The organism is Streptomyces sp. NPDC055243 (assembly GCF_044544025.1).
In the GTDB taxonomy this organism is placed as follows: domain Bacteria; phylum Actinomycetota; class Actinomycetes; order Streptomycetales; family Streptomycetaceae; genus Streptomyces.
This window is the reverse complement of sequence record NZ_JBITWR010000006.1, coordinates 346,015-370,756: the sequence shown is the minus strand read 5'-3', so window position 1 is coordinate 370,756 and position 24,742 is coordinate 346,015. Positions and strand designations below refer to the sequence as shown.

General features: G+C 70.5%; 22 protein-coding genes. 10 read left to right on the top strand and 12 right to left on the bottom strand.

Annotated elements, in window-relative coordinates; genetic code table 11:
* The first annotated feature begins 105 nt into the window (after positions 1-105).
* On the top strand, positions 106-1,287 hold the full coding sequence (locus tag ACIGXX_RS20255; protein ID WP_351160577.1) for a cation:proton antiporter: 1,182 nt from the start codon (positions 106-108) through the stop codon (positions 1,285-1,287).
* Here the strand turns inward: ACIGXX_RS20255 and ACIGXX_RS20250 are convergent.
* Positions 1,273-2,433 (bottom strand): PP2C family protein-serine/threonine phosphatase, encoded by a 1,161-nt coding sequence (locus ACIGXX_RS20250; RefSeq protein WP_351160580.1) that lies wholly within the window; start codon positions 2,431-2,433, stop codon positions 1,273-1,275. The two genes, ACIGXX_RS20255 and ACIGXX_RS20250, sit on opposite strands and share 15 nt — an antisense overlap.
* 129 nt (positions 2,434-2,562) lie before the next feature.
* On the opposite strand from ACIGXX_RS20250, the gene ACIGXX_RS20245 reads away from it, so the two are divergent.
* Complete coding sequence (locus ACIGXX_RS20245; RefSeq protein ID WP_351160583.1) at positions 2,563-3,792, top strand: GNAT family N-acetyltransferase; 1,230 nt, start codon at positions 2,563-2,565, stop codon at positions 3,790-3,792.
* Between the two features lie 9 nt (positions 3,793-3,801).
* On the opposite strand, the gene ACIGXX_RS20240 is transcribed toward ACIGXX_RS20245, so the two are convergent.
* From ACIGXX_RS20240 to ACIGXX_RS20230, 3 genes are all read right to left on the bottom strand, one after another.
* Positions 3,802-4,035: a superinfection immunity protein gene (locus ACIGXX_RS20240; RefSeq protein WP_351160586.1), complete on the bottom strand. Its 234-nt coding sequence runs from the start codon at positions 4,033-4,035 to the stop codon at positions 3,802-3,804.
* Between the two features lie 66 nt (positions 4,036-4,101).
* Positions 4,102-4,923, bottom strand: a complete 822-nt coding sequence (locus ACIGXX_RS20235; RefSeq protein WP_351160589.1) for a DNA-formamidopyrimidine glycosylase family protein — start codon at positions 4,921-4,923, stop codon at positions 4,102-4,104.
* A gap of 143 nt (positions 4,924-5,066) precedes the next feature.
* Positions 5,067-5,552 (bottom strand): ribose-5-phosphate isomerase, encoded by a 486-nt coding sequence (locus ACIGXX_RS20230; RefSeq protein WP_351160591.1) that lies wholly within the window; start codon positions 5,550-5,552, stop codon positions 5,067-5,069.
* A 174-nt stretch (positions 5,553-5,726) separates the two neighbouring features.
* On the opposite strand from ACIGXX_RS20230, the gene ACIGXX_RS20225 reads away from it, so the two are divergent.
* Positions 5,727-7,211 carry an amino acid permease gene (locus ACIGXX_RS20225; protein WP_351160593.1) on the top strand — a complete coding sequence of 495 codons (1,485 nt, stop codon included), beginning with the start codon at positions 5,727-5,729 and terminating at the stop codon, positions 7,209-7,211.
* On the opposite strand, the gene ACIGXX_RS20220 is transcribed toward ACIGXX_RS20225, so the two are convergent.
* Positions 7,208-8,257: a serine/threonine-protein kinase gene (locus ACIGXX_RS20220; RefSeq protein ID WP_399977392.1), complete on the bottom strand. Its 1,050-nt coding sequence runs from the start codon at positions 8,255-8,257 to the stop codon at positions 7,208-7,210. The genes ACIGXX_RS20225 and ACIGXX_RS20220 overlap by 4 nt on opposite strands.
* Positions 8,258-8,399: 142 nt before the next feature.
* Between ACIGXX_RS20220 and ACIGXX_RS20215 the strand changes: the two genes are divergently transcribed.
* A complete protein-coding gene (locus tag ACIGXX_RS20215; RefSeq protein WP_399977389.1) occupies positions 8,400-9,761 on the top strand; it encodes an FAD-binding oxidoreductase in 1,362 nt (453 codons plus the stop codon).
* A 4-nt stretch (positions 9,762-9,765) separates the two neighbouring features.
* On the opposite strand, the gene ACIGXX_RS20210 is transcribed toward ACIGXX_RS20215, so the two are convergent.
* Positions 9,766-10,344, bottom strand: a complete 579-nt coding sequence (locus tag ACIGXX_RS20210; protein ID WP_399977386.1) for a biotin transporter BioY — start codon at positions 10,342-10,344, stop codon at positions 9,766-9,768.
* A gap of 268 nt (positions 10,345-10,612) precedes the next feature.
* Here ACIGXX_RS20210 and ACIGXX_RS20205 point away from each other — a divergent pair, with 268 nt between their 5' ends.
* The 4 genes from ACIGXX_RS20205 (at position 10,613) to ACIGXX_RS20190 (ending at position 14,766) form a co-directional block, all read left to right on the top strand.
* On the top strand, positions 10,613-12,031 hold the full coding sequence (locus tag ACIGXX_RS20205) for an amino acid permease (protein ID WP_399977383.1): 1,419 nt from the start codon (positions 10,613-10,615) through the stop codon (positions 12,029-12,031).
* A 135-nt stretch (positions 12,032-12,166) separates the two neighbouring features.
* Positions 12,167-13,603 carry an amino acid permease gene (locus ACIGXX_RS20200; RefSeq protein WP_351160602.1) on the top strand — a complete coding sequence of 479 codons (1,437 nt, stop codon included), beginning with the start codon at positions 12,167-12,169 and terminating at the stop codon, positions 13,601-13,603.
* A 177-nt stretch (positions 13,604-13,780) separates the two neighbouring features.
* A complete protein-coding gene (locus tag ACIGXX_RS20195; RefSeq protein ID WP_361462309.1) occupies positions 13,781-14,431 on the top strand; it encodes a superoxide dismutase in 651 nt (216 codons plus the stop codon).
* 125 nt (positions 14,432-14,556) lie between these two features.
* Positions 14,557-14,766 carry a hypothetical protein gene (locus tag ACIGXX_RS20190; protein ID WP_351160608.1) on the top strand — a complete coding sequence of 70 codons (210 nt, stop codon included), beginning with the start codon at positions 14,557-14,559 and terminating at the stop codon, positions 14,764-14,766.
* Between the two features lies 1 nt (position 14,767).
* Here ACIGXX_RS20190 and ACIGXX_RS20185 read toward each other — a convergent pair whose 3' ends face one another.
* A complete protein-coding gene (locus tag ACIGXX_RS20185) occupies positions 14,768-15,406 on the bottom strand; it encodes a DsbA family protein (RefSeq protein ID WP_351160611.1) in 639 nt (212 codons plus the stop codon).
* Between the two features lie 163 nt (positions 15,407-15,569).
* Here ACIGXX_RS20185 and pepN point away from each other — a divergent pair, with 163 nt between their 5' ends.
* Both pepN and ACIGXX_RS20175 read left to right on the top strand, forming a co-directional pair.
* Positions 15,570-18,143: an aminopeptidase N gene (gene pepN, locus ACIGXX_RS20180; protein ID WP_351160614.1), complete on the top strand. Its 2,574-nt coding sequence runs from the start codon at positions 15,570-15,572 to the stop codon at positions 18,141-18,143.
* A 189-nt stretch (positions 18,144-18,332) separates the two neighbouring features.
* On the top strand, positions 18,333-19,388 hold the full coding sequence (locus tag ACIGXX_RS20175; RefSeq protein WP_399977376.1) for a hypothetical protein: 1,056 nt from the start codon (positions 18,333-18,335) through the stop codon (positions 19,386-19,388).
* A gap of 49 nt (positions 19,389-19,437) precedes the next feature.
* Here the strand turns inward: ACIGXX_RS20175 and ACIGXX_RS20170 are convergent, their stop codons facing one another.
* The 5 genes from ACIGXX_RS20170 to ACIGXX_RS20150 form a co-directional block, all read right to left on the bottom strand.
* Positions 19,438-20,601, bottom strand: a complete 1,164-nt coding sequence (locus ACIGXX_RS20170; protein WP_383818901.1) for a serine hydrolase domain-containing protein — start codon at positions 20,599-20,601, stop codon at positions 19,438-19,440.
* Positions 20,602-20,692: 91 nt separating this feature from the next.
* Positions 20,693-22,483, bottom strand: a complete 1,791-nt coding sequence (locus ACIGXX_RS20165) for a TIGR03767 family metallophosphoesterase (protein ID WP_351160623.1) — start codon at positions 22,481-22,483, stop codon at positions 20,693-20,695.
* Positions 22,484-22,731: 248 nt separating this feature from the next.
* A complete protein-coding gene (locus ACIGXX_RS20160; RefSeq protein ID WP_351160626.1) occupies positions 22,732-23,199 on the bottom strand; it encodes an NUDIX hydrolase in 468 nt (155 codons plus the stop codon).
* A gap of 9 nt (positions 23,200-23,208) precedes the next feature.
* Complete coding sequence (locus ACIGXX_RS20155) at positions 23,209-24,105, bottom strand: pyridoxamine 5'-phosphate oxidase family protein (RefSeq protein WP_399977371.1); 897 nt, start codon at positions 24,103-24,105, stop codon at positions 23,209-23,211.
* Positions 24,106-24,156: 51 nt separating this feature from the next.
* Positions 24,157-24,615, bottom strand: coding sequence for a VOC family protein (locus ACIGXX_RS20150; protein WP_399977367.1), 459 nt, complete (start codon positions 24,613-24,615; stop codon positions 24,157-24,159).
* Positions 24,616-24,742 lie beyond the last annotated feature (127 nt).

The window sequence follows — 24,742 nt, the reverse complement described above, 5'->3', positions numbered from 1 at the left end:
AACTATTGACGCGTTCTTGACGCTCCCTTTGCCATCGACGTGCGGAGTGTGCGTCTTCGGATCACCAGGAGGAACGGCATCGGACACGCAGACACCCTGATAGCCATGGGCGGCGCCTTTCTCGCCGCCGCCGTGCTCGCCCGCGTGGGCGGCCGCATCGGACTCCCCACCATTCCGCTCTTCATCCTGGCCGGGATACTCCTCGGCCCTCACACCCCCGGCGTGGTCCTGGTCTCCGACCCCCACGACCTGGAGATGCTCTCGGCGCTCGGCCTGGTGCTGCTGCTCTTCTACCTGGGCCTCGAGTTCCACATGGACGACCTCAAGACGGGCGGCCGCAAGATGGCCCTCGCCGGGGGGACGTATCTCGCGCTGAACGTCGGCGCGGGCCTGGGCTTCGGATTCGCCCTCGGCTGGGGCACCTCCGAAGCGCTGGTCCTCGCCGGAGTGCTCGGCATCTCGTCGTCGGCGATCGTCACCAAGGTGCTCGTCGACACCGGCCGGCTCGGCAACCCCGAGACGAAGCCGATCCTCGGCATCATCGTCGTCGAGGACATCTTCCTCGCGCTCTATCTGGCCGCGCTGCAACCCGTCCTGTCCGGCGCCGACAGCCTCGCGGCGGCCGTCATGGACGGCGGCAAGGCGTTCGGCTTCCTGCTCCTTCTCGCCCTCGTGGCGCGCTTCGGCACGAAGGTCGTCGGGCGGCTCATGGACACCCGTGACGACGAGCTGCTCGTCATCTCCTTCCTCGGCGCCGCGGTCTTCGTGGCCGGGGTCTCGGAGTGGTTCGGGGTCGCGGACGCGATCGGCGCGTTCATGGTCGGTCTGATGGTGGGCAGTACGGCGTCCGGCGAGCGCGTCCGCAAGCTCGTGCACCCCCTGCGGGACGCGTTCGGGGCGATCTTCTTCTTCGCCTTCGGCCTCTCGATCGACCCCGGCGACCTGCCCGTGGTCCTCTGGCCGGTGCTCGCCGCCGTGGCCGTGACGCTGCTCATGAACGTCCTGGCGGGAATCGGTGCGGCGCGTGTGTACGGCTTCGGGGCGGGCCCCGCGGCGAACATCTCCACCACCCTGCTCGCGCGCGGCGAGTTCGCCCTGATCCTGGCGACGATGGCGGCCACCGCGGGCCTCGACGAGCGGCTTTCGCCCTTCATCGCGGGGTACGTGCTGCTGCTCGCGGTGCTCGGCCCGCTGGCGGCGACCCGGGCCCACTGGCTGGCCCGGATCCTGCCGGGCGGGCGCGATCCCGCCCCCGATCCCGAGCCGGAGATGTCAGGCGCCCACTGACGGCTCCCGGCAGATCAGCAGCAGCGCCCGGTCGTCGTTGACGTCCTTCGCGACCGCCTCGATCAGGTGCCACGCGGCGCCGTGGAAGCCGCCCGCCACATAGCGGTCGGCTTCCCCGGTGAGCCGGTCGATGCCCTCGCTGATGTCGCGGTCGGAGGTCTCGACGATGCCGTCGGTGAACAGCATCAGTACGTCGCCGGGCTGCAGGGAGCCCTTCACCGGGTCGAACTGGGCCCCGTCGTAGACCCCCAGGAGGGGGCCGTCGGCGACCTTCTCCTCCCAGCGGCCGCTGCCCGCGCTGAGCTGCAGGCCCGGCGGGTGGCCCGCCGAGAAGAGTTCGTAGTCGCCGGTCTCCAGGTCCAGGACCAGATGGATGGAGGTCGCGAAGCCCTCGTCCCAGTCCTGGCGCAGGAGATAGCCGTTGGCCGCGGTCAGGAACGCGTGCGGCGGCAGCGAGCCGAGCAGACCGCCGAAGGCGCCCGACAGGAGCAGCGCGCGGGAGCCCGCGTCCATGCCCTTGCCCGAGACGTCCGTGAGGACGACCTCCAGGGTGCGGCCGCCGTTCGTGCGGGCCGCGACCACGAAGTCCCCCGAGAAGGACTGGCCGCCCGCGGGGCGCAGGGCCATCTCGCGGTGCCAGCCCCGGGGCAGCTTCGGCAGCTTGCTCTGTACGCGGATGCGTTCGCGCAGGTCGAAGAGCATCGTTCCGCCGCCGCGCCACGGCACCCCGACCCGGCTGCGGAACTGGGCGATGATCAGCCCGAAGAAGCCGCAGGCCGCGACGACCAGGACCACGCCGGGCGTGACCCGCGACGGCCCCTGCGTGTACGGGCCGAGCTGGACGGACTCCACGATGAGCGCGGCGGCTGCCGTCGCGTACAGGCCGAGCAGGCTGGAGGGCCGCAGCAGCAGGCCGCCGGCCACGATGGGCAGGACCAGCGCGGAGGGCGCGAACCAGACGTTGTTGACGATGGTGCAGAAGGTGATCACCGGGATGGTGACGAGCAGGCCCGCCAGCGCGATCCAGTCCGAGCCGTCGCCTCTGAAGTAGTCGACCCCGGATTTGCGCAGCCCTATGCGCGCCCGGTGGATCCGCTTCTTCATCCGGGCTGTGAACGTCTCGGCTTCCGCTCGCCTGCCTGCCATTGCTCCCGGACCCTATCCACCGGGCCAGGCACTTCGCACGGGAGGTGCCGGTTGTCCCCCGTCAGAGGCATGCGGCGGCCACGCGAAAATCCTGTCGCTCCGCCCGCTTCACCCTGGTAGGCATGGCATATGACGACGGAATTGCGGGAGTTGCGCCAGGAAGACTGGGACGAGTACTACGGGACGCTGGAGCTCGCCTTCGGCGGCGTCGCCGAGGCGAAGGAGGAGCACGAGCTCTGGAACGCACTGACCGAGTTCGACCGCTTCTTCGGCACCTGGGAGGGCGAGACCTGCGTCGGCACGACGGGAGCGTTCAGCTTCCGCCTCTCCGTGCCGGGGGGCTCACTGGTGGACGCGGCCGGTGTGACGATGGTCAGCGTCGCGGCCACGCACCGGCGGCGCGGGATCCTCACGTCGATGATGCGGCGCCAGCTCGACGACGTACGCGCGAAGGGCGAGTGCCTGGCCGTGCTCACGGCCTCCGAACCCGCCATCTACGGACGGTTCGGGTACGGCGCGGCGACCCTGCAGATGAAGGCCGAGATCGACACGGCACGCGTGCGCCTGTCGCTCCCGGCCGGCACCGATGACGTACGCCTTCGGTACGCCAAGCCCGCCGACGTCCACGCGGCGTGCGAGGCGCTGTACGCACGACGGGTGAGCGAGCGGCCCGGGATGCTGGCCAGGCAGCCGGGCTGGGAGCGGCTCGGGCTGCTCGACCCGGAGAGCGAGCGCCATGGCGCGTCACCGCTCCAGTGTGTGCTCGCCGAGCGCGACGGGGAGCTCGTGGGGTACGCGCGCTTCCACGTGAAGCCCGAGTGGGACGCGGCGGGCCCCAAGGGCACGGTCAAGCTGCGCGACCTGGAGGCCCTCGACCCGGCGGCGAACGCGGCGCTGTGGCAGTTCCTCTTCGGCATCGACCTGACGTCGACGGTGGAGGCGCACAGCCGCCCGGTGGACGACGCGGTGCTCCACCTCGTCTCGGACGTGCGGCGCTGCGGGCTCCAGGTGAAGGACTCGCTCCACGTACGTCTGGTGGACGTGGGGGCCGCCCTGGAGGCACGCGCCTACCGGACGCCGGTGAACCTGGTGTTGGAGGTCGACGACGCCTTCTGCCCCTGGAACACGGGCCGTTGGCGGCTCAAGGGCGACGTGAAGGGCGCGACCTGCGAGCGCACCGAGGACGACGCCGATCTCGCCCTGTCCGTACGGGACTTGGGGTCGGCCTATCTCGGCGGCATCTCCCTGACGTCACTGGCGGCCGCGGGCCGGGTGCGGGAACTGCGCCCGGGCGCACTGGCCGAGGCGACGCCGGCCTTCGGGTCGGACGTCGCGCCGTGGCTGCCGCACGGGTTCTAGCCGGGGGCTTCAGAGGAGCTGGGGCGTCGGGACGCTCTTCGGCTTGCGGGTCGCCAGATAGAGGGCGACCAGCCAGCCGATGAGCGAGGCGCCGAGGAAGAGGTTGATGACGAGGATCACCCAGCGGAGTTCGACGTCCCGGTTGAAGGCGATGAGGGACGGCAACAGGAAGACGGCGACGAAGAGCACGCCGACCGCGATGGCCAGCGGCCCGTCCATCCAGCTTGCTTCGAACCCGAACATGAGATCCCCCGTTGAACTGGCGTTTCGGTCAAGCGGTGATCTTATGCGAGCCGCCCGTCCGCGGGCTCAGGACACCGTTCCCTGACAGGAGGGGCACCAGAACAGATTGCGGGCGGCGAGATCGGCGGTGCGGATCTCGCCGCCACAGATGTGGCAGGGCATCGTGGCCCTGCGGTACACGTACACCTCGCCGCCGTGGTCGTCCACGCGCGGCGGGCGGCCCATCGCCTCGGGCGTGTGCTCGGGCCTCACGGTGTCGATGCGGTTGAGGCGCACGCCCTCGCGCATCAGGCCGACCAGGTCGTCCCAGATCGCCGTCCACTGGGCGGGGCGGATGTCCTTGCCCGGGGTGTACGGGTCGATGCGGTGCCGGAAGAGGACCTCGGCGCGGTAGACGTTGCCGACGCCCGCGATGACCTTCTGGTCCATGAGGAGCGCGGCGATGGTGGTGCGGCTGCGGGAGACGCGGGCGTAGGCCTTGTCCGGGTCGTCGGCTTCCCGGAGCGGGTCCGGGCCGAGGCGGGCGTGTATCGCCTGCTTCTCCTCGTCCGTGATGAGGGCGCAGGTCGTGGGGCCGCGGAGGTCGACGTACGCGTCGGTGGTGGCCAGGCGGAGGCGGACGGTGTCCGTGGGCGGGTTCGCGGCGGCCGTGCCGCCGAAGGTGACCTTGCCGAAGAGGCCGAGGTGGATGTGGATCCAGCCGGTTTCGGCGAAGCCGAGAAAGAGGTGCTTGCCGTGGGCCTCGGCGGTGTCCATCTCCTGCCCGTTCAGCAGGGCCGCGCTGTCGGAGAACTTGCCCTGGGGGCTGGTGACGCGGAGGGGGCCTCGGCCCTCGAAGCGGGCGCGGTGGTCGTCCGCGAGGCGGTGAATGGTGTGCCCCTCCGGCACGGTTCCTCCCAAGGGGTGCGGGTTGATCGGAGCCGCCCCTCGGCGCACCGGAAATCACCGGCTTCGCCGGGTTCGTCCTCGAACGCCGGACGGGCTGAGAGTCCAGCCCGTCCGGCGTTCGGAGAGAAGAGAAGAGAAGGGTCTCAGCCCTGCGGGTGGTGGGCCGGGATCGGAGGCAGTTCGCCCGTGGACTCGTAGGCCGACAGCATGTCGATGCGGCGGGTGTGGCGCTCCTCGCCCGAGTACGGCGTCGACAGGAAGATCTCGACGAACTTCGTCGCCTCTTCCCGCGAGTGCATCCGGCCGCCGATCGACACCACGTTCGCGTCGTTGTGCTCACGCCCGAGCGCGGCCGTCTGCTCGCTCCAGGCGAGGGCGGCCCGCACCCCCTTCACCTTGTTCGCGGCGATCTGCTCCCCGTTGCCGGAGCCCCCGATCACGATGCCGAGCGACTGGGGGTCCGCCGCCGTCTTCTCCGCGGCGCGGAGGCAGAAGGGGGGGTAGTCGTCCTGGGCGTCATAGATGTGGGGCCCGCAGTCGACGGGCTCGTGGCCGTGGCTCTTGAGCCACTCGACCAGGTGGTTCTTCAGTTCGTAGCCAGCATGATCCGAGCCGAGGTACACGCGCATGCGACTGAGTGTGGCATGTCGCGGGGCGGGTAGCGGCGTCCGGGGGCAGGACCTTGGTCACCAAGGTCTGGGCCTTCGGGCCGGAATATCACGATCCGGAGTCAGGACTTCCGTCACGTACACCGCTGAGTTTGAATGCGTGGGCTCGTGACCCGAGAACTTAAGGATTCGTCCATGACCTCGCAACCCTCCCTTGCGAAGGCAGACCGCAACCCCGTAGACCCTGGGGATTCGCAGTCTGGAGACACCGGTGACGGCCTCAAGGCCGGGCTGAAGAACCGCCACCTCTCCATGATCGCCATCGGTGGCGTCATCGGAGCGGGCCTCTTCGTCGGCTCCAGCTCAGGTATCGCCGCCGCAGGGCCCGCCATCCTCGTCTCGTACGCCCTCGTCGGCACGATGGTCGTCCTGGTGATGCGGATGCTCGGCGAGATGGCCGCCGCACGGCCCACGTCGGGCTCCTTCTCCACCTACGCCGACCAGGCCCTCGGCCGCTGGGCCGGTTTCTCCATCGGCTGGCTCTACTGGTTCTTCTGGGTCGTGGTGCTCGCGGTGGAGGCCACCGCCGGAGCCGTCATCCTCAACGGGTGGATACCCGCCGTCCCGCAGTGGGGCTGGGCGCTCATCGTGATGGTGGTGCTCACCGCCACCAACCTCGTCTCGGTCGGCTCCTACGGCGAGTTCGAGTTCTGGTTCGCCGGGATCAAGGTCGTCGCCATCGGCGGGTTCGTGATCATCGGTCTGCTCGCCGTCTTCGGCGTGCTGCCCGGCTCCGACAACCCCGGCGCCGGATTCGCGCACCTCACCGACGCGGGCGGATTCATGCCCAACGGCGCGGGCGCCATCCTCACGGGCGTCCTCATGGTCGTCTTCTCGTTCATGGGCTCCGAGATCGTCACGCTGGCCGCCGGTGAGTCCGAGGACCCGCAGCGCGCCGTCACGAAGGCCACGAACAGCGTCATCTGGCGTATCGGCGTCTTCTACCTGGGCTCGATCTTCGTCGTGATCACGCTGCTCCCGTGGGACGACAAGTCGATCCTCAAGGACGGTTCGTACGTCGCCGCCCTGAACTCGATCGGCATCCCGCACGCCGGTCAGGTCATGAACGTCATCGTCCTGACCGCCGTCCTCTCCTGCCTCAACTCCGGGCTCTACACCGCTTCCCGCATGGCCTTCTCGCTCGGCCAGCGCGGTGACGCGCCCAAGTCCTTCGCGCGCACCAACGCGCGCGGTGTGCCGCAGGCCGCGATCCTCGGGTCCGTCGTGTTCGGCTTCGTCGCCGTCTGGTTCAACTACCAGTGGCAGGACACCGTCTTCGACTTCCTGCTGAACTCCTCGGGCGCGGTGGCCCTCTTCGTCTGGCTGATGATCGCGTTCACGCAGCTGCGGATGCGCGGCATCATCCTGCGCGAGGAGCCGGAGAAGCTGGTCGTGAAGATGTGGCTCTTCCCGTACCTGACCTGGGTCACGATCGCGATGATCTCGTTCGTGCTCGTCTACATGCTGACCGACGAGGCCGGGCGCAAGCAGGTGCTGCTCTCGCTGCTCGCGGCGGCGTTCGTGGTCGCGTTCTCCGTCATCCGGGAGAAGGTGCGGCCCCGCGTCGACGCCGGCACCGGCACTGACACCGACAAGGTCGGCACCGGCGTCGACGCCTAACCGGTGCGGTCCGACGGTGGCGTGGTCGACGTACCCGCCACCGTCGGCGGACGCGTGCTCGGTCCCGGCGAATCGCTGCCGCCGGGACCGCGCGCGGTGAAGAACATGACGGCTGCCACGGCGGCCGCGACCAGCAGGACCACGGCGGTCAGGACGTGGGGCCGCCAGCCGGCCCCCGCCCGATCGCCGTCCGGCTTTCGGGGCGGCCGCGGGGGCGGTGCCGTGAGCGCCGCCCACAGCGCCTCCTCCACCTCGTCCAGGTCCGGCCGCCGCGCCGGGTCCTTGGCCAGAAGCGCCGACAGAAGAGGACGCAACCCGCTTGGTTCGGGCGGCAGTTCGGGCGCGTCGTGCAGGACGGCCACCAGCGTGGTCAGGGCCTCCTCGCGAGCGAAGGGCGAACTGCCCCGCAACGCCGTGCAGAGCGTCGCGCCCAAGGACCAGAGGTCGGACGGCGGGCCCTGCGGAGCCCCCGAGACCCGCTCGGGCGCCATGTACTCGGGCGAGCCCACTAGCAGTCCCGTCTGCGTGAGCCGCCCGGAGTCCTGGAGCGCGGCGATGCCGAAATCGGTGAGGACGATCCGTCCGGCGGGCCCCCCGGCGCCCATCAGGACGTTCTCGGGCTTGATGTCGCGGTGCAGTACGCCCGCCGCGTGCACCCGGCGCAGCGCCGCGACCAGGGCCAGGCCGACCCGGGCCGCGTCGCGCTCGTCCAGCGGCCCCTCCTCGTCGACGTACCGGGCCAGGGAACGCGCCTCGACGAGCTCCATGACGATCCAGAGCCGGCCGTCCTCCTCGGCGACGTCATAGACGCGTACGACACCGGGGTGATCGATCCGCGCGCTGGCCCGCGCCTCGCGCAGCGCACGCTCCCTGCGGACGCGGGCGTCCTCGGCGTCCAGGCCGTCCGCGATGTCGATGCGCATCTCCTTGACCGCCACGCGGCGATCCAGGAGCTCGTCGGCCGCGCGCCACACGCGCCCCATGCCGCCCTGGCCGACCACGTCGAGCAGGCGATAGCGGCCCGCGACCACTGAAAGCTCCGGCATGGGCGCTCACCCCCGAGTCCCCTTTCATGACAGCACAGTTCGCCCGGTTCCCGAAGAGCCGGAAAACTTGACGGCGGATGTCAGGTTTTCCGGGGAGGCTCTGACGCGTCAGCCAGCACCGCGCACTCCTTGGAGGACCACCGTGGACTTCACCGACAGGCAACCCGACCAGCGACTCGACCAGCGCCTTGTGTTCCGGCCCGGCGACGACGGGTACGCCGAGGAGATCGCCGGATTCCAGACCGGCTTCACCCAGCGGCCCGCCATCGTGTTCGGGGCCGAGAGCGCCGATGACGTCGTCGCCGCCGTGTCGTACGCCGCCGATGCGGGGCTGCCCATCGGTGTGCAGGCCACCGGGCACGGTCTTCCCGGGGCCTCGGAGGGCGGCGTACTGATCAGCACCCGGCGGATGGATTCCGTCCGGATCGATGCCGACGCGCGCACGGTCACCGTGGGCGCGGGCGTCCGCTGGGGCCAGGTCGTCGAGGCCGCGGCGGCGCACGGACTCGCGCCGCTGAACGGTTCGGCGCCGGGCGTGGGCGCCGTCTCGTACACGCTGGGCGGCGGGCTCGGCATCCTGGCCCGGGAGTTCGGGTACGCGGCCGACCACGTCCGGTGGCTCGACGTCGTCACGGCGGACGGCACTCTGCGCCGCGTCACGGCGCGGGCCGAGCCCGAGCTCTTCTGGGGGCTGCTCGGCGGCGGGGCGAACCTGGGGGTGGTGACGGCCCTGGAGATCGGCCTGGTGCCGGTGGCGCGGCTGTACGGCGGGGCGATCGAGTTCGACGGCGGGGAGGTCGACCCGGCGGACGTGCTGCGGGCGTACGAGGCGTGGACGCGGACCGTGCCGCGGGAGCTGACCTCGTCGGTGGCGGCGCTGGTCTATCCGGACATCCCGCAGCTGCCGCCGCATCTGCGGGGCCGCTATCTGGTGACGGTCCGGGTCGCGTACACCGGCTCCGAGGCGTCGGGCGAGCGGCTGGTGGCGCCGTTGCGGGAGATCGGGCCCACGGTCTCGGACTCGCTGCGGGAGATGCCGTACACCGACAGCCACACGATCCACAGCGACCCGGACTTCCCGCACTCCTACTACGGGGACAGCGTGGTGGTGCGCGAGCTGGACGTCGCGGCGGCGTGCGAGCTGCTCGCGCTGACCGGTCCGGCCGCCGAGCAGATGCACGTCGTCCAGATCAACCAGCTGGGCGGGGCGCTTGCGAAGCCCGCGGGGAACGCGGTGCCGTACCGGGACGCGGGGTGGCTGGTGCGGGTGCTCTCACCCTTCGAAGCCGGTGACGACGCGGGTCTCGACGCGGTGCGGGCCGTGCAGGCGCGGGCGTTCGGGCTCTTCGCGCCGGAGGTCGAGGGGCGGCTGCTCAACTTCGCCTTCGCCGCCGGGGACCGGCCCGAGGGGCTGTACGACGCCGGGACGCGAAAGAGGCTCGCCGGGCTGAAGGCCACGTACGACCCGGCGAACCTCTTCAGGCGGAACTACGACGTCGGTTGACCGCTCAGCGGTCGAGGAGCTTCCACGCCGTGGGCAGCGCGCCCATCGCGAGCGCGGCCTTCAGGGCGTCGCCGATCAGGAAGGGCGTGAGCCCGGCGGCGACGGCCTGGGTCATCGACATGTCGGTCGCGGCGGCGAGGTACGGGACACCGACCGCGTAGATGATCGCGGAGCCGAGCACCATCGTGCCCGCGGTGCGCAGGACGGAGCGGTCGCCGCCGCGGCGGGCGAGGGCGCCGACCACGGTGGCGGCGAGCAGCATGCCGAGCACGTAGCCGAGGGACGGGGCGGCGACGCCGGAGCCCGCCTCCGCGAACCACGGCATGCCGGCCATGCCGACGAGGGCGTACACGGCGAGGGCGAGGAAGCCGCGGCGGGCGCCGAGGGCGGTGCCGACGAGGAGGGCGGCGAAGGTCTGTCCCGTCACCGGTACGGGGGAGCCCGGGACGGGCACGGCGATCTGGGCCGCTATGCCGGTCAGGGCGGCGCCCCCGAGGACGAAGGCCGCGTCCTTCGCGCGGGACGCGGGGAGCAGGTCCGCGAGGACCTGGCCGGGACGGGAAGAGACGGCGGCGATGCTCATCGGGACTCCGCGGGTTCTGGGACGGGCAGGTGGGACCCCGCGACGCTATCTCAGGCGGGGGCGCCTCTCACGGTGTACGGGTGACAAGGTGCGGGGCACCTTGTTGGTGGGCACTGTACAAAGCGATGGGCGTACCCCTGCGGGGAGCGTGACGCTCGTCACTGAGGTGGGCGGCGCGAGGGTCCCGTTTTGCGTACGGGGATGCCGCCCGGGGAGACTGTAGGTTCCCGCCAATTTCTTTGTGAGCCCGAGAGCAGCGCTAAGCACCATGCACGACGCAACCCCCGATTCATCGGCGCCCGGCAGTGGGGGCACGACGGCGACGGAGCCCGAACCTCTCGGCGGAGGTCTCAAGCAGCGGCATCTCACCATGCTCGGGCTCGGTGGGGTCATCGGGGCGGGGCTCTTCGTCGGGTCCGGGGCCGGGATCGCCGTGGCCGGGCCGGGCATCGTCGTCTCGTACCTCATCGCCGGTGCGCTCGCGATGTGCGTGATGCGGATGCTCGGCGAGATGTCGGCCGCGATGCCCGCGTCCGGGTCCTTCTCCGTGCACGCCGAGCGCGCGCTCGGCCGCTGGGCGGGGTTCAGCGTCGGGTGGCTCTACTGGTTCCTGCTCGTGGTCGTGCTCGCCGTGGAGGCGACCGGCGCCGCGCAGATCGCCAACGGCTGGGCGCCGGGGATCCCGCAGTGGGCCTGGGTGCTGATCTTCATGCTGGTGTTCACCGCCGCCAATCTCGCCTCCGTGAAGAACTTCGGCGAGTTCGAGTTCTGGTTCGCCGCCCTGAAGGTCTTCGCGATCGTCGCGTTCCTGGTCCTCGGGCTGCTCGCGATCTTCGGGGTGCTGCCCGACACGGACCCCGTGGGCCTCACCAACCTCACCGGACACGGCGGCTTCCTGCCCAACGGCTGGGAGGGCGTCACCTCCGGTGTGCTCGCCGTCGTCTTCGCCTTCGGCGGCCTGGAGGTCGTGACGATCGCGGCAGCCGAGTCCGACGACCCGGTGCGCTCGGTCGCCCGCGCCGTGCGCAGCGCCGTCTACCGCATCCTCTTCTTCTACGTCGGCTCGATGCTGGTCATCGTGACGGTGCTGCCGTGGACGGCGGAGAAGGCGGGCGTCAGTCCGTATGTGACGGTCCTGGACTCGATCGGGGTGCCGTCCGCCGGCACGATCATGAACATCGTGGTGTTCGTCGCGCTGCTCTCGGCGCTGAACGCCAACCTCTACGGCTCGTCCCGGATGGTCTTCTCGCTCGCCGAGCGCGGCGAGGCCCCCAAGGCCCTCCTGAAGGTGTCGGGCGGCGGGGTGCCGCGCCGGGCGGTCCTCGCGTCCGTCGCCTTCGGCTTCGTGTCCGTCGTACTCAATCTGAAGTGGCCCGACTCGGTCTTCCTCTACATGCTCAACTCGGTCGGCGCGGTGCTCCTGTTCGTGTGGGCGCTGATCGCGGTCTCGCAGCTGCGCCTGCGCCGCCGCATCGAGCGCGAGGCGCCGGAGCGGCTCGTCCTGCGGATGTGGGCGTTCCCCTACCTGACGTGGGCGGCGCTCGCGGCGATGGCGGCCGTGATCGGGCTGATGCTGACCGACGACGGGGCACGGCCGCAGCTGCTGTGGTCGGCGGACGCGACGGGCCTGGTCCTCGCGGTCGCGGGGCTGCGGGAGTGGCGCGAGAAGCGCATGAAACGGGCGTGAACAACTTGTGTCCGCTTCTTCACAACGTGTGAGCGTCGTGTCCGTATAGCGGTCAGGTGTTCCCTGTCAGCGGTACCGGACTTCAGACTGTGGGCCGCTCGCTCCCCCGTCTCGGCTACTGAACAGGGCACGCCCATGTCTCGGATGTCCACCCCCCAGGACACCCCCAAGGACGCAGCACCCGACGCGGCTCCCCAGGCCGATTCCCCGCTCGTCCACGGTCTCAAGCAGCGGCATCTCTCCATGATCGCCCTCGGCGGCGTCATCGGAGCCGGCCTCTTCGTGGGCTCCGGAGCGGGCATCGCCGCGGCGGGCCCCTCGATCGTCCTCGCCTACGCGATATCCGGCGCGCTCGTCATGCTCGTGATGCGGATGCTGGGCGAGATGTCGGCGGCGAACCCGGCGTCCGGCTCCTTCTCGGTCCACGCCGAGCGGGCGATCGGCCCCTGGGCGGGCTTCACCGCCGGCTGGGGCTTCTGGTTCCTGCTCTGCGTCGCCGTCGGCCTGGAGGGCATCGGCGCCGCGAAGATCATGGTGGGCTGGTTCCCCGACAGCCCCGAGTGGGCCTGGGTCGCCCTCTTCATGCTGGTGTTCTGCGGGGCCAACCTGACGGCCGTGAAGAACTTCGGCGAGTTCGAGTTCTGGTTCGCCGCCCTCAAGGTCGGCGCGATCGCGCTCTTCCTGGGCATCGGCGTCCTGGCCATCCTCGGCATCCTGCCCGGCTCGGACGCCTCCGCGCCCGGCACGGCCAACCTCACCGGTGAGGGCGGGTTCATGCCGAACGGCACGGACGGCCTGATCATCGGCCTCCTCGCGTCCGTGTTCGCGTACGGCGGTCTGGAGACCGTCACGATCGCGGCCGCGGAGTCCGAGAACCCGGTCCAGAGCGTCGCCAAGGCCGTGCGCACGGCGATGTGGCGCATCGCCCTCTTCTACGTCGGTTCGATGCTCGTCGTCGTCACGCTGCTGCCGTGGGACAACAAGGAGGTCGTGGCGAAGGGCCCGTACGTCGCCACGCTCGACCACCTGGGCATCCCGGGCGCGGGCCAGATCATGAACGTCATCGTCCTGATCGCCCTGCTCTCCGCGATGAACGCCAACATCTACGGCGCGTCGCGCATGTCGTACTCCCTGATCGCGCGCGGCCAGGGCCCCAAGGCGCTCGGCCGCGTCTACAGCGGCGTCCCGCGCCTCGCGGTCCTCGCCTCCTCGGTCTTCGGCTTCGTCTGCGTCCTGCTCAGCTACTGGCGCCCGGACGACGTCTTCCCCTGGCTCCTGAACATGATCGGCGCGATGATCCTGGTCGTCTGGATCTTCATCGCCGCCTCGCAGCTGATCCTGCGCCGCAGGACGGAGCGCGACGAGCCGCAGAAGCTGGTCGTGAAGATGTGGGCCTACCCGTTCCTGACCTGGGTCGCCCTGGCCGCGATGGCGTACATCTTCTACCTGATGACGGAACAGCCCGACACGCGCAAGCAGCTCCTGGCCACGGGCACGCTGACGCTGATTCTGGCCGTGATCGGTTTCGCGCGGCAGAAGAGGGCCGAACGCGCGGCGGTCGCCGCCGAGTAGCGACACACCTCTGCGCGAGAGGGCCCCGGGTCGACGGACTCGGGGCCCTCTCGCGTTTCCCCGGACCTAGGACCAAGGGCTGATCAACTCCGACCCACTCCTGCTGCTAGCCTGCACTTGCATATAGGTTGCAATAAGCGTTGCACTACAGCAGAGCAGCAGTCGGAGGGCTCGGACATGGCCATTTACACGCTTCCTGAACTTCCGTACGACTACGCGGCGCTCGAGCCGGTCATCAATCCCCAGATCGTCGAGCTGCACCACGACAAGCACCACGCGGCGTACGTGAAGGGCGCGAACGACACCCTTGAGCAGCTGGAGGAGGCGCGCGACAAGGAGACGTGGGGCGCCATCAACGGCCTGGAGAAGAACCTGGCCTTCCACCTCTCCGGCCACATCCTGCACAGCATCTACTGGCACAACATGAACAGCCCGAAGGACGGTGGCGGCGGTGAGCCGCTGGCCGCGGACGGTGTCGGCGACCTCGCGGACGCGATCACCGAGTCCTTCGGCTCCTTTGCCAAGTTCAAGGCCCAGCTGACCAAGGCCTCGGCGACCACGCAGGGTTCGGGCTGGGGCGTGCTCGCCTACGAGCCGCTCAGCAACCGCCTCATCGTCGAACAGGTCTACGACCACCAGGGCAACGTCGGCCAGGGCTCGACGCCGATCCTGGTCTTCGACGCCTGGGAGCACGCCTTCTACCTCCAGTACAAGAACCAGAAGGTGGACTTCATCGAGGCCATGTGGCAGGTCGTCAACTGGCAGGACGTCTCCAAGCGTTACGCGGCCGCCAAGCAACGCGTGAACAGCCTGCTGCTGGCCCCCTGAGAACGCCCTGCCTCGTGATCGTCTTCTCAACCTTCGCCGAGGCAGGCGGATGGACGAAGGACCCCCGTGAGGACATGGCTCACGGGGGTCTTTCGGTATGCCGGGTTCCGGGGGACGGTAAGGCCATGTCAGATCCCTGGAGGCGCTGCCTGAACTGTGGCGACAGCCACCAAAACTTCCAGAAGCCCACGGGAGACGCACTGGACGTCGTCATCGCCCGGGTGGGCCCCGCCGACGCGGGCAAATACTGGCGGTGCGGCCGCCAGGGCTGCCTGCGGGTACAGAACTACTGGGCCCACCGGGACGGTTTCGACCTCCCCCCGTCCTTCGGCTAGCTCAGTCGAAGATCGGGCCCTGCGTACGCGTGCGCTTGATCTCGTAGAAGCCCGGCGTGGACGCCACGAGCAGCGTGCCGTCCCACAGCTTCGCCGCCGCCTCGCCCTTCGGTGCGGGCGTCACGACGGGACCGAAGAAGGCGACCTGCTCGCCGTCCGCGCCGGGGACGGCGATGACGGGCGTGCCCACGTCCTGGCCGACCTTGTCGATGCCCTCCTGGTGGGAGGCGCGCAGCTGGGTGTCGTACTCGTCCGAGTCCGCGTAGTCCGCGAGCTCCTCGGGCAGGCCGACGTCCTTGAGCGCGGACACGACCGCCTCGCGGGTCGGGCCCTCGCCGAGGTTGTGGAAGCGGGTGCCAAGGGCGGTGTAGAGCTTCCCGGTGTAGTCGTCGCCGTGCTTCTGCTGGGCGGCGATGACCACGCGGACCGGGCCCCAGGCCTTCGTCTCGAGCATGTCCCGGTACTCCTCGGGCAGCTCGTCGAGCCGGTCCTCGTTCAGTACGGCGAGGCTCATGACATGCCAGCGGACCTCTACGTCGCGGACCTTCTCCACCTCGAGCATCCAGCGCGAGGTCATCCAGGCCCACGGGCACAGCGGGTCGAACCAGAAGTCAACAGGGGTCTTGCCGTTCTCGGACATGTCTCTCCCTAGGGAATGCTTGCGCGCTTGGCCAGGGGAACGTCAGTGATCTGCCCAGGCATTCCCGGATACCGCCCGCTGAGGCCACATGCGAGGATCGTAGACATTCGTACAGGTCGTGCGATCCACGACTTCCCCCTGCGAGTACAAGGGAGTACCGCCCGTGCCCGGTGAGAATCTTTCCCGCGACGAGGCCCAGGAGAGGGCCGCGCTGTTGTCCGTCGACGGGTACGAGGTCTTTCTCGACCTGCGCTCCGCGATCGGCGAGAGCGTCCAGGAGCCGCGCACGTTCCGCTCCGTCACCACGATCCGCTTCCGCTCCGCCGAACCCGGCGCCGCGAGCTTCGCGGACCTGATCGCCCCGAGCGTCACGGCACTCTCGCTCAACGGCAAGGACCTGGATCCCTCCGAGGTCTTCGACGGCACCCGCATCACCCTGGAGGACCTGGCCGCGGAGAACGAACTGGTGGTGGACGCCCAGTGCGCCTACAGCCGCACCGGCGAGGGCATGCACCGCTTCGTCGACCCGGAGGACGGCGAGGTCTATCTCTACACGCAGTACGAGCCCGCGGACTCACGGCGCGTCTTCGCCAACTTCGAGCAGCCCGATCTGAAGGCACCCTTCCGGTTCGAGGTGCGGGCCCCCGAGGGCTGGACCGCCTGGTCGAACGGCTCCGGTGAACTGGTCGACGGGGTATGGAAGTTCGCCGAGACGAAGCCGATCTCGACGTACATCACGGCGGTCGTCGCGGGTCCGTACCACTACGTGACGGACTCCTACAGCCGCACGTTCGACGACGGCACGACGCTGGACATCCCGCTCGGCGCCCTGTGCAGGAAGGGCCTCGCCAAGCACTTCGACGCGGACGACGTCTTCCTGGTCACCAAGCAGGGGCTCGACTTCTTCCACGACAACTTCGACTACCCCTACCCCTTCGGGAAGTACGACCAGGCCTTCGTCCCGGAGTACAACCTGGGCGCGATGGAGAACCCCGGCTGTGTGACCTTCCGCGAGGAGTACATCTTCCGCGGCAAGGTGACCCAGGCGTCGTACGAGCGCCGGGCCAACGTCATCCTGCACGAGATGGCGCACATGTGGTTCGGCGACCTCGTCACCATGCGCTGGTGGGACGACCTGTGGCTCAAGGAGTCCTTCGCCGACTTCATGGGCACCTTCTCGATGGTCGAGGCGACGCGCTTCACCAACGGCTGGATCACCTTCGCCAACAACCGCAAGGCGTGGGCCTACCGCGCCGACCAACTGCCCTCCACGCACCCGGTCACGGCCGACATCCGCGACCTGGAGGACGCCAAGCTCAACTTCGACGGGATCACGTACGCGAAGGGCGCGTCGGTACTGAAGCAGCTCGTCGCCTACGCGGGACGCGACGCGTTCCTCGAAGGCGCCCGCCGCTACTTCAAGCGGCACGCGTACGGGAACACCCGCCTCGGCGACCTCCTCTCGGTCCTGGAGGAGACCTCCGGGCGCGACATGGCCTCGTGGTCACGGTCGTGGCTGCAGACGGCGGGCGTCAACTCCCTGACCCCGCAGGTCATCCTGAACGCGGAGGGCCGGATCACGGAGCTCTCCGTGGTGCAGGAGGCCGCCGAGTCGCACCCCGAACTGCGGCCGCACCGCGTGGCGGTGGGCCTGTACCGCCGCACGCCCGAGGGCGAGCTCACGCGGTACGCACGCGCGGAGGTGGACGTCGCCGGGCCGCGCACGGTGGTGTCCGAGCTGGCCGGCGAGGATGCTCCCGAGCTGGTCCTGGTCAACGACGACGACCTGACGTACTGCAAGATCCGCTTCGACGAGACCTCCCTCGACACCCTGCGGGCACACCTGGGCGACATCACCGACCCGCTCGCCCGCGCGCTGTGCTGGTCCGCGCTGTGGAGCCTCACCCGGGACGCGCTCATGCCCGCGCGGGACTTCATCGGCCTCGTGCTGCGGTTCGCGGGGCGCGAGAGCGACATCGGGGTCCTCCAGATGCTGCACACCTGGGCGGACTCGGCCCTCACCTTCTACGCGGCCCCCGAGTGGCGCGAGGAGGGCGGGCGCGCGCTCGCCGAGGGCGCGCTGCGGGAGCTGCGGAACGCGGAGCCCGGCAGCCAGCACCAGCTGACGTGGGCGAGGTTCTTCGCGGCGGTCGCCTCTTCGGAGGCCGATCTGCAGCTGCTGCGGGGCCTGCTGGCGGGGACGGCGAAGATCGACGGCCTGGACGTCGACCAGGAGCTGCGCTGGGCCTTCCTCGGCCCGCTGGCCGCGCACGGCGTCGCCGACGAGCAGGTGCTCGCCGCCGAGCTGGCCCGGGACGACACGGCTTCGGGCAAGCGGCACCAGGTGCGGTGCCTGGCCGCGCGGCCCTCCGAGGCGGTCAAGGCGCAGGCGTGGGCCGCCGTGGTGGAGTCCGACTCCCTGTCCAACGCGTTGGTGGGGGCGACGATCTCGGGGTTCGCACAGACGTCGCAGCGGGACCTCGTCGCTTCGTACGCGCCCAAGTACTTCGCCGCCATCGAGCGGGTGTGGGCCGAGCGGTCCATCCAGATCGGGATGGACGTGGTGAAGGGGCTGTTCCCGCACCTCCAGGACAGCCAGGCCACCGTGGACGCGACCGATGCGTGGCTCGCCGCCCACGAGACGGCCGCTCCCGCCCTGCGGCGGCTTGTGATCGAGGCCCGGGACGACCTCGCGCGGTCGTTGCGGGCGCAGGCCTGCGACGCCGCTGCCGCGTAGGCCTGCGGCCGGGATGGCCCCCTCGCCGAGCCGCTCGGCGGCTCGGCGAGGGGGCCGTCGGAACGTAACCCGCGCAACCAGACCTTTTCGGCAGTCGAACGTCTGCACTTTAGTGCGGGGTTGTCCGGTTATGTCGACGGGGCTGTAACAGCGGTTAGGGGGCGGAGCGGCAGCGGGAATGGCCCGGTCATGAACCACAACACCCCGCTCTCCCCCCGCCCCCTCCGTCACCTCGCCGACGTCCAGCGTCGCGTGATGAGCACCGCCCAGCTCCGCGCCCACGGCATCTCCGCCGCCGACGTCTCGTCCCACTGCCGCCCGGAAGGGCCCTGGCAGCAGCTGCTCCCGGGGGTCTGCCTGCTGCACCCGGGGCCGCCGACCAGTGAAGAGCGCCTGCACGGGGCCCTGTTGTTCGCGGGGCGGCCGCCGGCCCGGGCGGCGAAGACCGTGCCCGCGCAGCCCGGCGCGGGCGAGCCCCACGCCCCGTACGCCGACGCCCTGATCACCGGACTCGCGGCGCTCGCCCTGCACCGCTTCTCGTCGGCTCCCCCACTGCTGTCCCTGGACCGCATCGACGTCCTCGTCCCGCGCACCCGGCGACTGCGCTCCACCGGGTTCGTCCGGCTCGTGCGGACCCCGGCGCTGCCGACCGCCGTACAGGTCACCGGAGCTCCGGTGGCGCCGGTGCCGCGCGCGCTCGCCGACGCCGTGGCGGGGCTCACCGATGCGGGCGCGGTGCGCAGGCTGCTCACCGAGGCGGTGCGCGGCGGACACTGCGAACCGGCCGCCATCGTGCGGGAGTTGAACTCCGCGCGGCTGCTGACCCGCCCGCATGTCGTGGACGCGGTGGACTCGCTGCTCGCCGAGGGGCGGGCGATCGCCGAGGACCGGCTCTACCAGATGGTCGTCGAGCACGGTCTGCCCGATCCGCTGTGGAACGTCGACCTGCGATTGCCCGGTGGGCCGCATCTCGGGGGCGTCGACGCCTACTGGCCCGATCTGGCCGTCGCCGTCGAGCTGGACACGCGGGCGCCCCGGCAGGGATTCCGGCAGGACGACGACGCCCTGTGGTCCGAATACGCCCGCAAGCGCGAGCACTTGGAGCGCCTCGGCATCACCGTCGTGCATCTGACGCCCAGGAAACTGCGCGAGTCGCTCGAACAACAGGCGACCGTCGTGCGGACCGCCCTGATGGCGTCGGCCGACCGGGACCCGGCCGCGTACGTGGTGGTGCTGCCGCGGTAGCCGCCGCGGGAGAGGGGCGGGACCCGCACGCCGGGCCCCGCCGGACACGTCACTTCCCGCAGAACTCCGCGTCCCGGACGGCGAACAGGTCGCCGTCCAGGCTGTTGAAGTTGGCGGAGAGCGCATGGCCGCCGCGCTCGGTCACCAGGGTCATCGACGTCGAGCCCTGGACGTCGCCACCGTTGCCCCAGACGACGGTGGAGCAGGAGGTCTCGCGGCTCACCAGGCCGAGCCCGTACCCGTCGTTGGGCCTGTCCGGGTCCCGCACCACGGTCTTCTTCATCTCGGCGAGTTGCTTCTTGGGCAGGAGCTTGCCGCGCAGCAGGGCCGTGTAGAAGCGGTTCAGGTCCGCCGCGTCGGAGATCATCCCGCCCGACGAGCCCGCCATGGACGGATTGAGCTCCGTGACGTCGTGGAACGCGGCGCCCGGGGCCTTGGAGAGCTTCATGTACGCCCGTGAACTCGGCTCCGGCATCGAGGGGTCCGTCCGCGGCACGCTGGTGGCGTGCAGGCCGAGCGGCTCGATGATGCGGCGCCTGATCTCGTCCGCGTACGACTCCCCCGTCACCTTCTTGATGATCATGCCTGCGAGGAGGTAGTTGGTGTTGGAGTAGTTCCAGCCCTCACCGGGATCGAAGTCCGGCTCGTGGCGCATGGCGATGGCGACCTGCTGCTCGGGGGTCCAGGTGTCGTAGCGGTGCGCGAGGAACTTCTCGGTGAACATCTTCTCCTGGTAGCCGGGGTCGCTCAGTACGTCGTAGATGCCGCTCGTGTGGTTGAGGAGCTGGCGCACCGTGATGCGGTCGCCGTCGTGGCCGTTGCCCTCGACCACGCCCGGCAGCCACCGCCCCACCTTGTCGTCCAGGCGCAACTCCCCCTCGGCGACGAGCTGGAGCACCACCGTCGAGACGAAGGTCTTGGTGATGCTGCCGACGCGGTAGCGGTCGTGGGCGCCACGCGGGGTCCGCCGTTCGAGGTCGCCGATGCCCGCGGCGGAGTTCCAGGTTCCGTGCTTGTCCCTGGCCTGGGCGGTCACGCCGGGGGCGTTCTCGTTGACGGCGGCCTCCATCGCCTTCTGTGTCGCCCGGTGCCGGTCGCCGTGCCCGCCACCACCGGACTCCCCCGCGAGCGCCGGCGCCGCGAACGCTCCCGCCGTCACCGTCATCGCCATCACCGCGGCCACACCCGTCAGGCGTCTCTTGCGCGCTGCCATCTCTCCCCCATCTGTTCACGACGTACGGACGGCGGGAGGGACTCACGGGTCCGGGGACGAGGTTGAGGTCGACGCGCGGGTTGGGCGGGTCTCAGCCCTTCCTGAGGATCAGTTCCGTGTTCCGGTCGCCCGGCTCGCCGCCGAGCGCGGGCTTCGCACCAGGGGCGTTGAAGGAGAGTTCGCGGTAGAGCGCGGCGAGGCCGGTCTGCGAGAGGTCGGCGTAATCCGTGCGGTGCGGGGCCGACGACTCGATGAGGGTGGTGAAGAGGGAGATCGTGCCGTCGTGGTTGTCGCTCAGCTCCACCACGCGGGCCAGCTGCGGGAAGTCGATGTGCGAGGCCGTGGAGACCTCCCAGAAGGAGCCGCGCGGGGTCTGGTGCGCGGTGATCCTGTTCTTGTGGCTGTGTCCGTTGACCCAGGCCAGGACGGAACGGTGGCGGCCGAGCAGGGCGACGATCTCGTCGCCGCCGTGCCTGCCCTCGCTCGGGCGGTCCGGGTCCTGGCGCAGATTGCGCATGGTCCTGCTGGTGTGGTGGCTGAAGACGATGACGTACGAACCGCCGCCGTCCTTCTCCTCGTTCGCCTTCAGCTCCCGCGCCAGCCAGTCCATCTGGGCCGTGCCGAGCGAGCCTTCGTAGTGACCGCCGGGGTCGGTCGAGTCCAGGCTGATGCCCAGGACGTCGTCGCTGATGCGGAAGGAGTAGTACTGGGTTCCGGAGTCGAGGTTCTCCTGCGTGTAGCCGTGGCCCGCGGGACCGTGGCCCTTGTACGCCGGGTCGAGGTGGGCCTTGACGTACTCGGCGGGGGTGAAGGGCGCGCGGCTCTCGTCCGGGGTGACCGAGCGCATCCGCCGCGCCTCGCTCTTCAGGAGCTCCTTGAACTGGGCGCCCTTGGGGTCGCGGCCCTTCTTGACGGCCTTCCACAGGGCGGCGCCGCGCGGCTCGTCGAGGGACATCAACTTCCGCCCGCCGACGGCGAATTCGGAGAAGTACGAGTCCCCGGGGCCCCAGCAGCCGCCGGGCAGCGCGTCGTGGTTGCCGACGGTCGAGTACCAAGGAAGGCCGAGGCCGGGGCTGTTGACCTCGCGCAGCGCGGCGTCCAGGAAGCCGTCGACCCGTGGGAAGCCGAGCGCCTTGTCGGAGTCGCGCAGGTCGTCGTCCGGGTGCCAGTACAGCTTCAGGCCGCTGTCCTGGACGCCTTCGTAGCGGCGCGGGTCACCGGTGTTGGGGGTGATGCGCCCGCCGCTCATGGTCTTGAGGAACCAGTCGAGTTCGGAGCGGGAGTTGTTGTCCGTGTTGTCGCCCGTCGTCACGACGCAGTGCAGCGGCGATCCGGTGGCGGGCGCGCCGCGCAGTGCGTTGACCCGCTCGACGAGCGCGACCGCGCCGGCCACCGAGAGGGCCTCCTGCGGGCGCCAGGCGCTCGCGGTCTGGGCGCGCAGGTACTCGTACCGCAGCGGGTGCTGTACGTCGACCAGGTGCAGGTCGGTGAACTGGACGAACGCGGCGAGCGGGGTGCGCCGCCCTTCGCGGCCGTTCTTGGGGTCGGCCAGGTCGCCGCGGACCACGCGGTCCCAGGCGGGCCCGTCCCCCAGCCGCCGGTAGCCGGACGTGCCGCGCGGCGTCGCGACGGCGCCGAGCGTGGTGCCGCCCCGGTAGGGCATCAGGGGCGCGGCGGGCGCCTGCCGGGAGAGCGCGACGGGGGCGGGTCCGCTGGCGGCGGCGTGGCTGGTGCCGGGCCGCAGGGCGTAGCCGATGCCCGCGGAGAGGGAGACGGCTCCGGTGGTCGCCAGGAAGGCGCGGCGGTCCACGGAGGAGACGGCGGAGGCGGCGGCGTGGGCGGCGGACTGGGCGGCGGTGGCGACAGAGCGTGTGCGCGACATGGCGCGGTCTCCCCGATTGCAAACGCGTCGGCAGTGGTCGCGGGCAGCTCCGCAGTGGGCGAAATTCCCGCTCGTACTGGATCGTTGACATCCGGGATGACCTGCACGTTAACGAGACCGCAACGGGCAGCGCCGATCACCGTACGTGGATCATCGGGCACCCTGCGCGGTCATGAACCCCTCTCCGGGCGGAGAGGAGGCCGTCACTCCACGTTCACCTTTCGGGGAAGGGAAGGCTCCACGTGGGCTCAGGAGGGCGGCTCGGAGGGCGTCGCGAGGTGACCGTCGCCGGGGCGGGTCCGCCACAGGTCGAGCCCGATGTCGACGAGCCCGACCCGGTCGAGGCCGGCGACGGCGTCCAGCGTGTGCCAGGCCGCGAGATCGGTGGAACCGTCCCGCTCGTGGCGCAGCTCGCCGCCGGTGACGCGCGCCTCGTAGACGATCCGCAGGCCGTGGAAGTCGGCGACGGCGCCGAGCTTGCGCGGATAGCGGCGGCGCAGCGAGTCGACGCCGAGCAGCGCGACGGGCTCGATGACGTACCCCGTCTCCTCGTCGGCCTCGCGGATCACCGTGTCGTACGGGTCCTCCCCGTGGTCCATCCCGCCGCCGGGCAGCGTCCAGCGCTTGCTGCCGTCGCCCGCCACCCAGCGGGCGAGCAGCAGCTGCCCGTCCTGTACGCATACGGCGTAGGCCGCCACCCGAAGCTCTTTGTTCACAGAGTGACGCTAGTCCTCCTCGGTCGGATTGGCAGGGGAGTACTCCGGAGCCGTCCAGCTCCAGGGGCTCGCGCCGAGGGTCTGGACCGCCTCGGTGAGGGTGAAGCGGACCGTGCGGGAGCCGTCGTCGCCGTGTTCGGTGCGGGCCGTGCCGGTGAGCTGGAGGGTGGTGCCGGTCGTCCAGTCGAGGAAGAGGAGCCCGGCGCGGGGGTCCGTGGCGAGGTTGCCGAGGGTCAGGAACATCGCGTTGCCCGGGTAGTCCCGCCAGGTGAGTTCGGTGGCTGACGCGACCCGGACGAAGCCGGGGTTGCCGCCCCGGTGGCTGGCGTCGGCGCCGTGCGCGTGGACGGAAGCGAGGAAGAAGGTGTCGGCGGCGGCGATGAGCGTGCGCTGTTCGGCGGTGAGTTCCGGCGTGCGGGTGGGGGTGGAGGGGCCGCCTGGATCGCGGTCGGGGTCGAGTTGGCGCTTCTGGAGGTACTTGGGGCAGTTCGAGAAGACCTGGTCGGCCTCGATCGCCAGGCCGCGGGGGGTCGGGCGGGCCCGTCCGTTCAGGCGCATGCGGCGCCGGGTGCGGGGGTCCAGGGCGATGGTGCCCACGGGGGTGCCCTCCTGGGCGAGGGCCCGCGCCAGGGGGTCGGCCCGGTGCGGGCCGCCCGCGATCGATGCCTGGCGCGGCCCCGTGGCCCGCACGAACCCGGGTTCGCCGGTGAGCAGCGAGGCCCAGACCGCGCCCGCCTGGTCCGCGGCGCCGATCACCAGCATGGGCTGGAGTTCGAGGAAGGCGGCGGCGACGGGGCGGATGCCGTCGCCGATGGACCGGCCCACGTGGTCGGCCAGTTCCCGCACACCGACGAGGTCCTGAACGGCTCGGGAGCCGTGGTGGTACGGGGTGTGCGGGGTGGTCATGTCACTCCCTGCCGAGTCAATGGGTGAATGGGTGAGCGGGTCAGGGCGCGGTCAGAAGAAGCCGCAGGTCGGCGCCGCCGCCACCGGAGCAGTGTCCGAGGCTGCCACGCCGGACCCCGCATAGATCTCCAGGCGCGTTCCGTCCGGGTCGTGGAAGAAGATCCCGCCGGACGCCGCGCCCTCGCCGTGCGGGACGACTCCCTCGTAGGCGAATTCCACCCCGTACGCCCGCAGGGCGCTCTCGTACGCGCGGACCTCCTCGATGGTGTCCACCTCGAACGCCAGGTGGTGCAGTCCGGCGTTCGAAGCCGCGTACGACGCGTCCGCCTGCTGCCAGAGCGTGAGCGCGGGGATTCCGCTCTCCCCCAGGAAGGCGAATCTGCGGCCCTCTTCCTTGCCCTCGCTGATCACGCCGTACCCGATGACGTCGCGGTAGAAGGCGAGCGAGCGCTCGATGTCGGTGACGTTCAGGCCGATGTGGCCGGTGCGGAGTGTGCCGGTCGAGGTCATGACTCTCCCCTTGTCAGCGCGTCAGCAGTTGCCCGCCCGACCCGCGTGGGCTGGCTAACCTTTCACCACCACTTTAAGAGTTAGAATCAGCGAGCGTCAACCAGTCACGTACCCTTTGCTGGTTAGT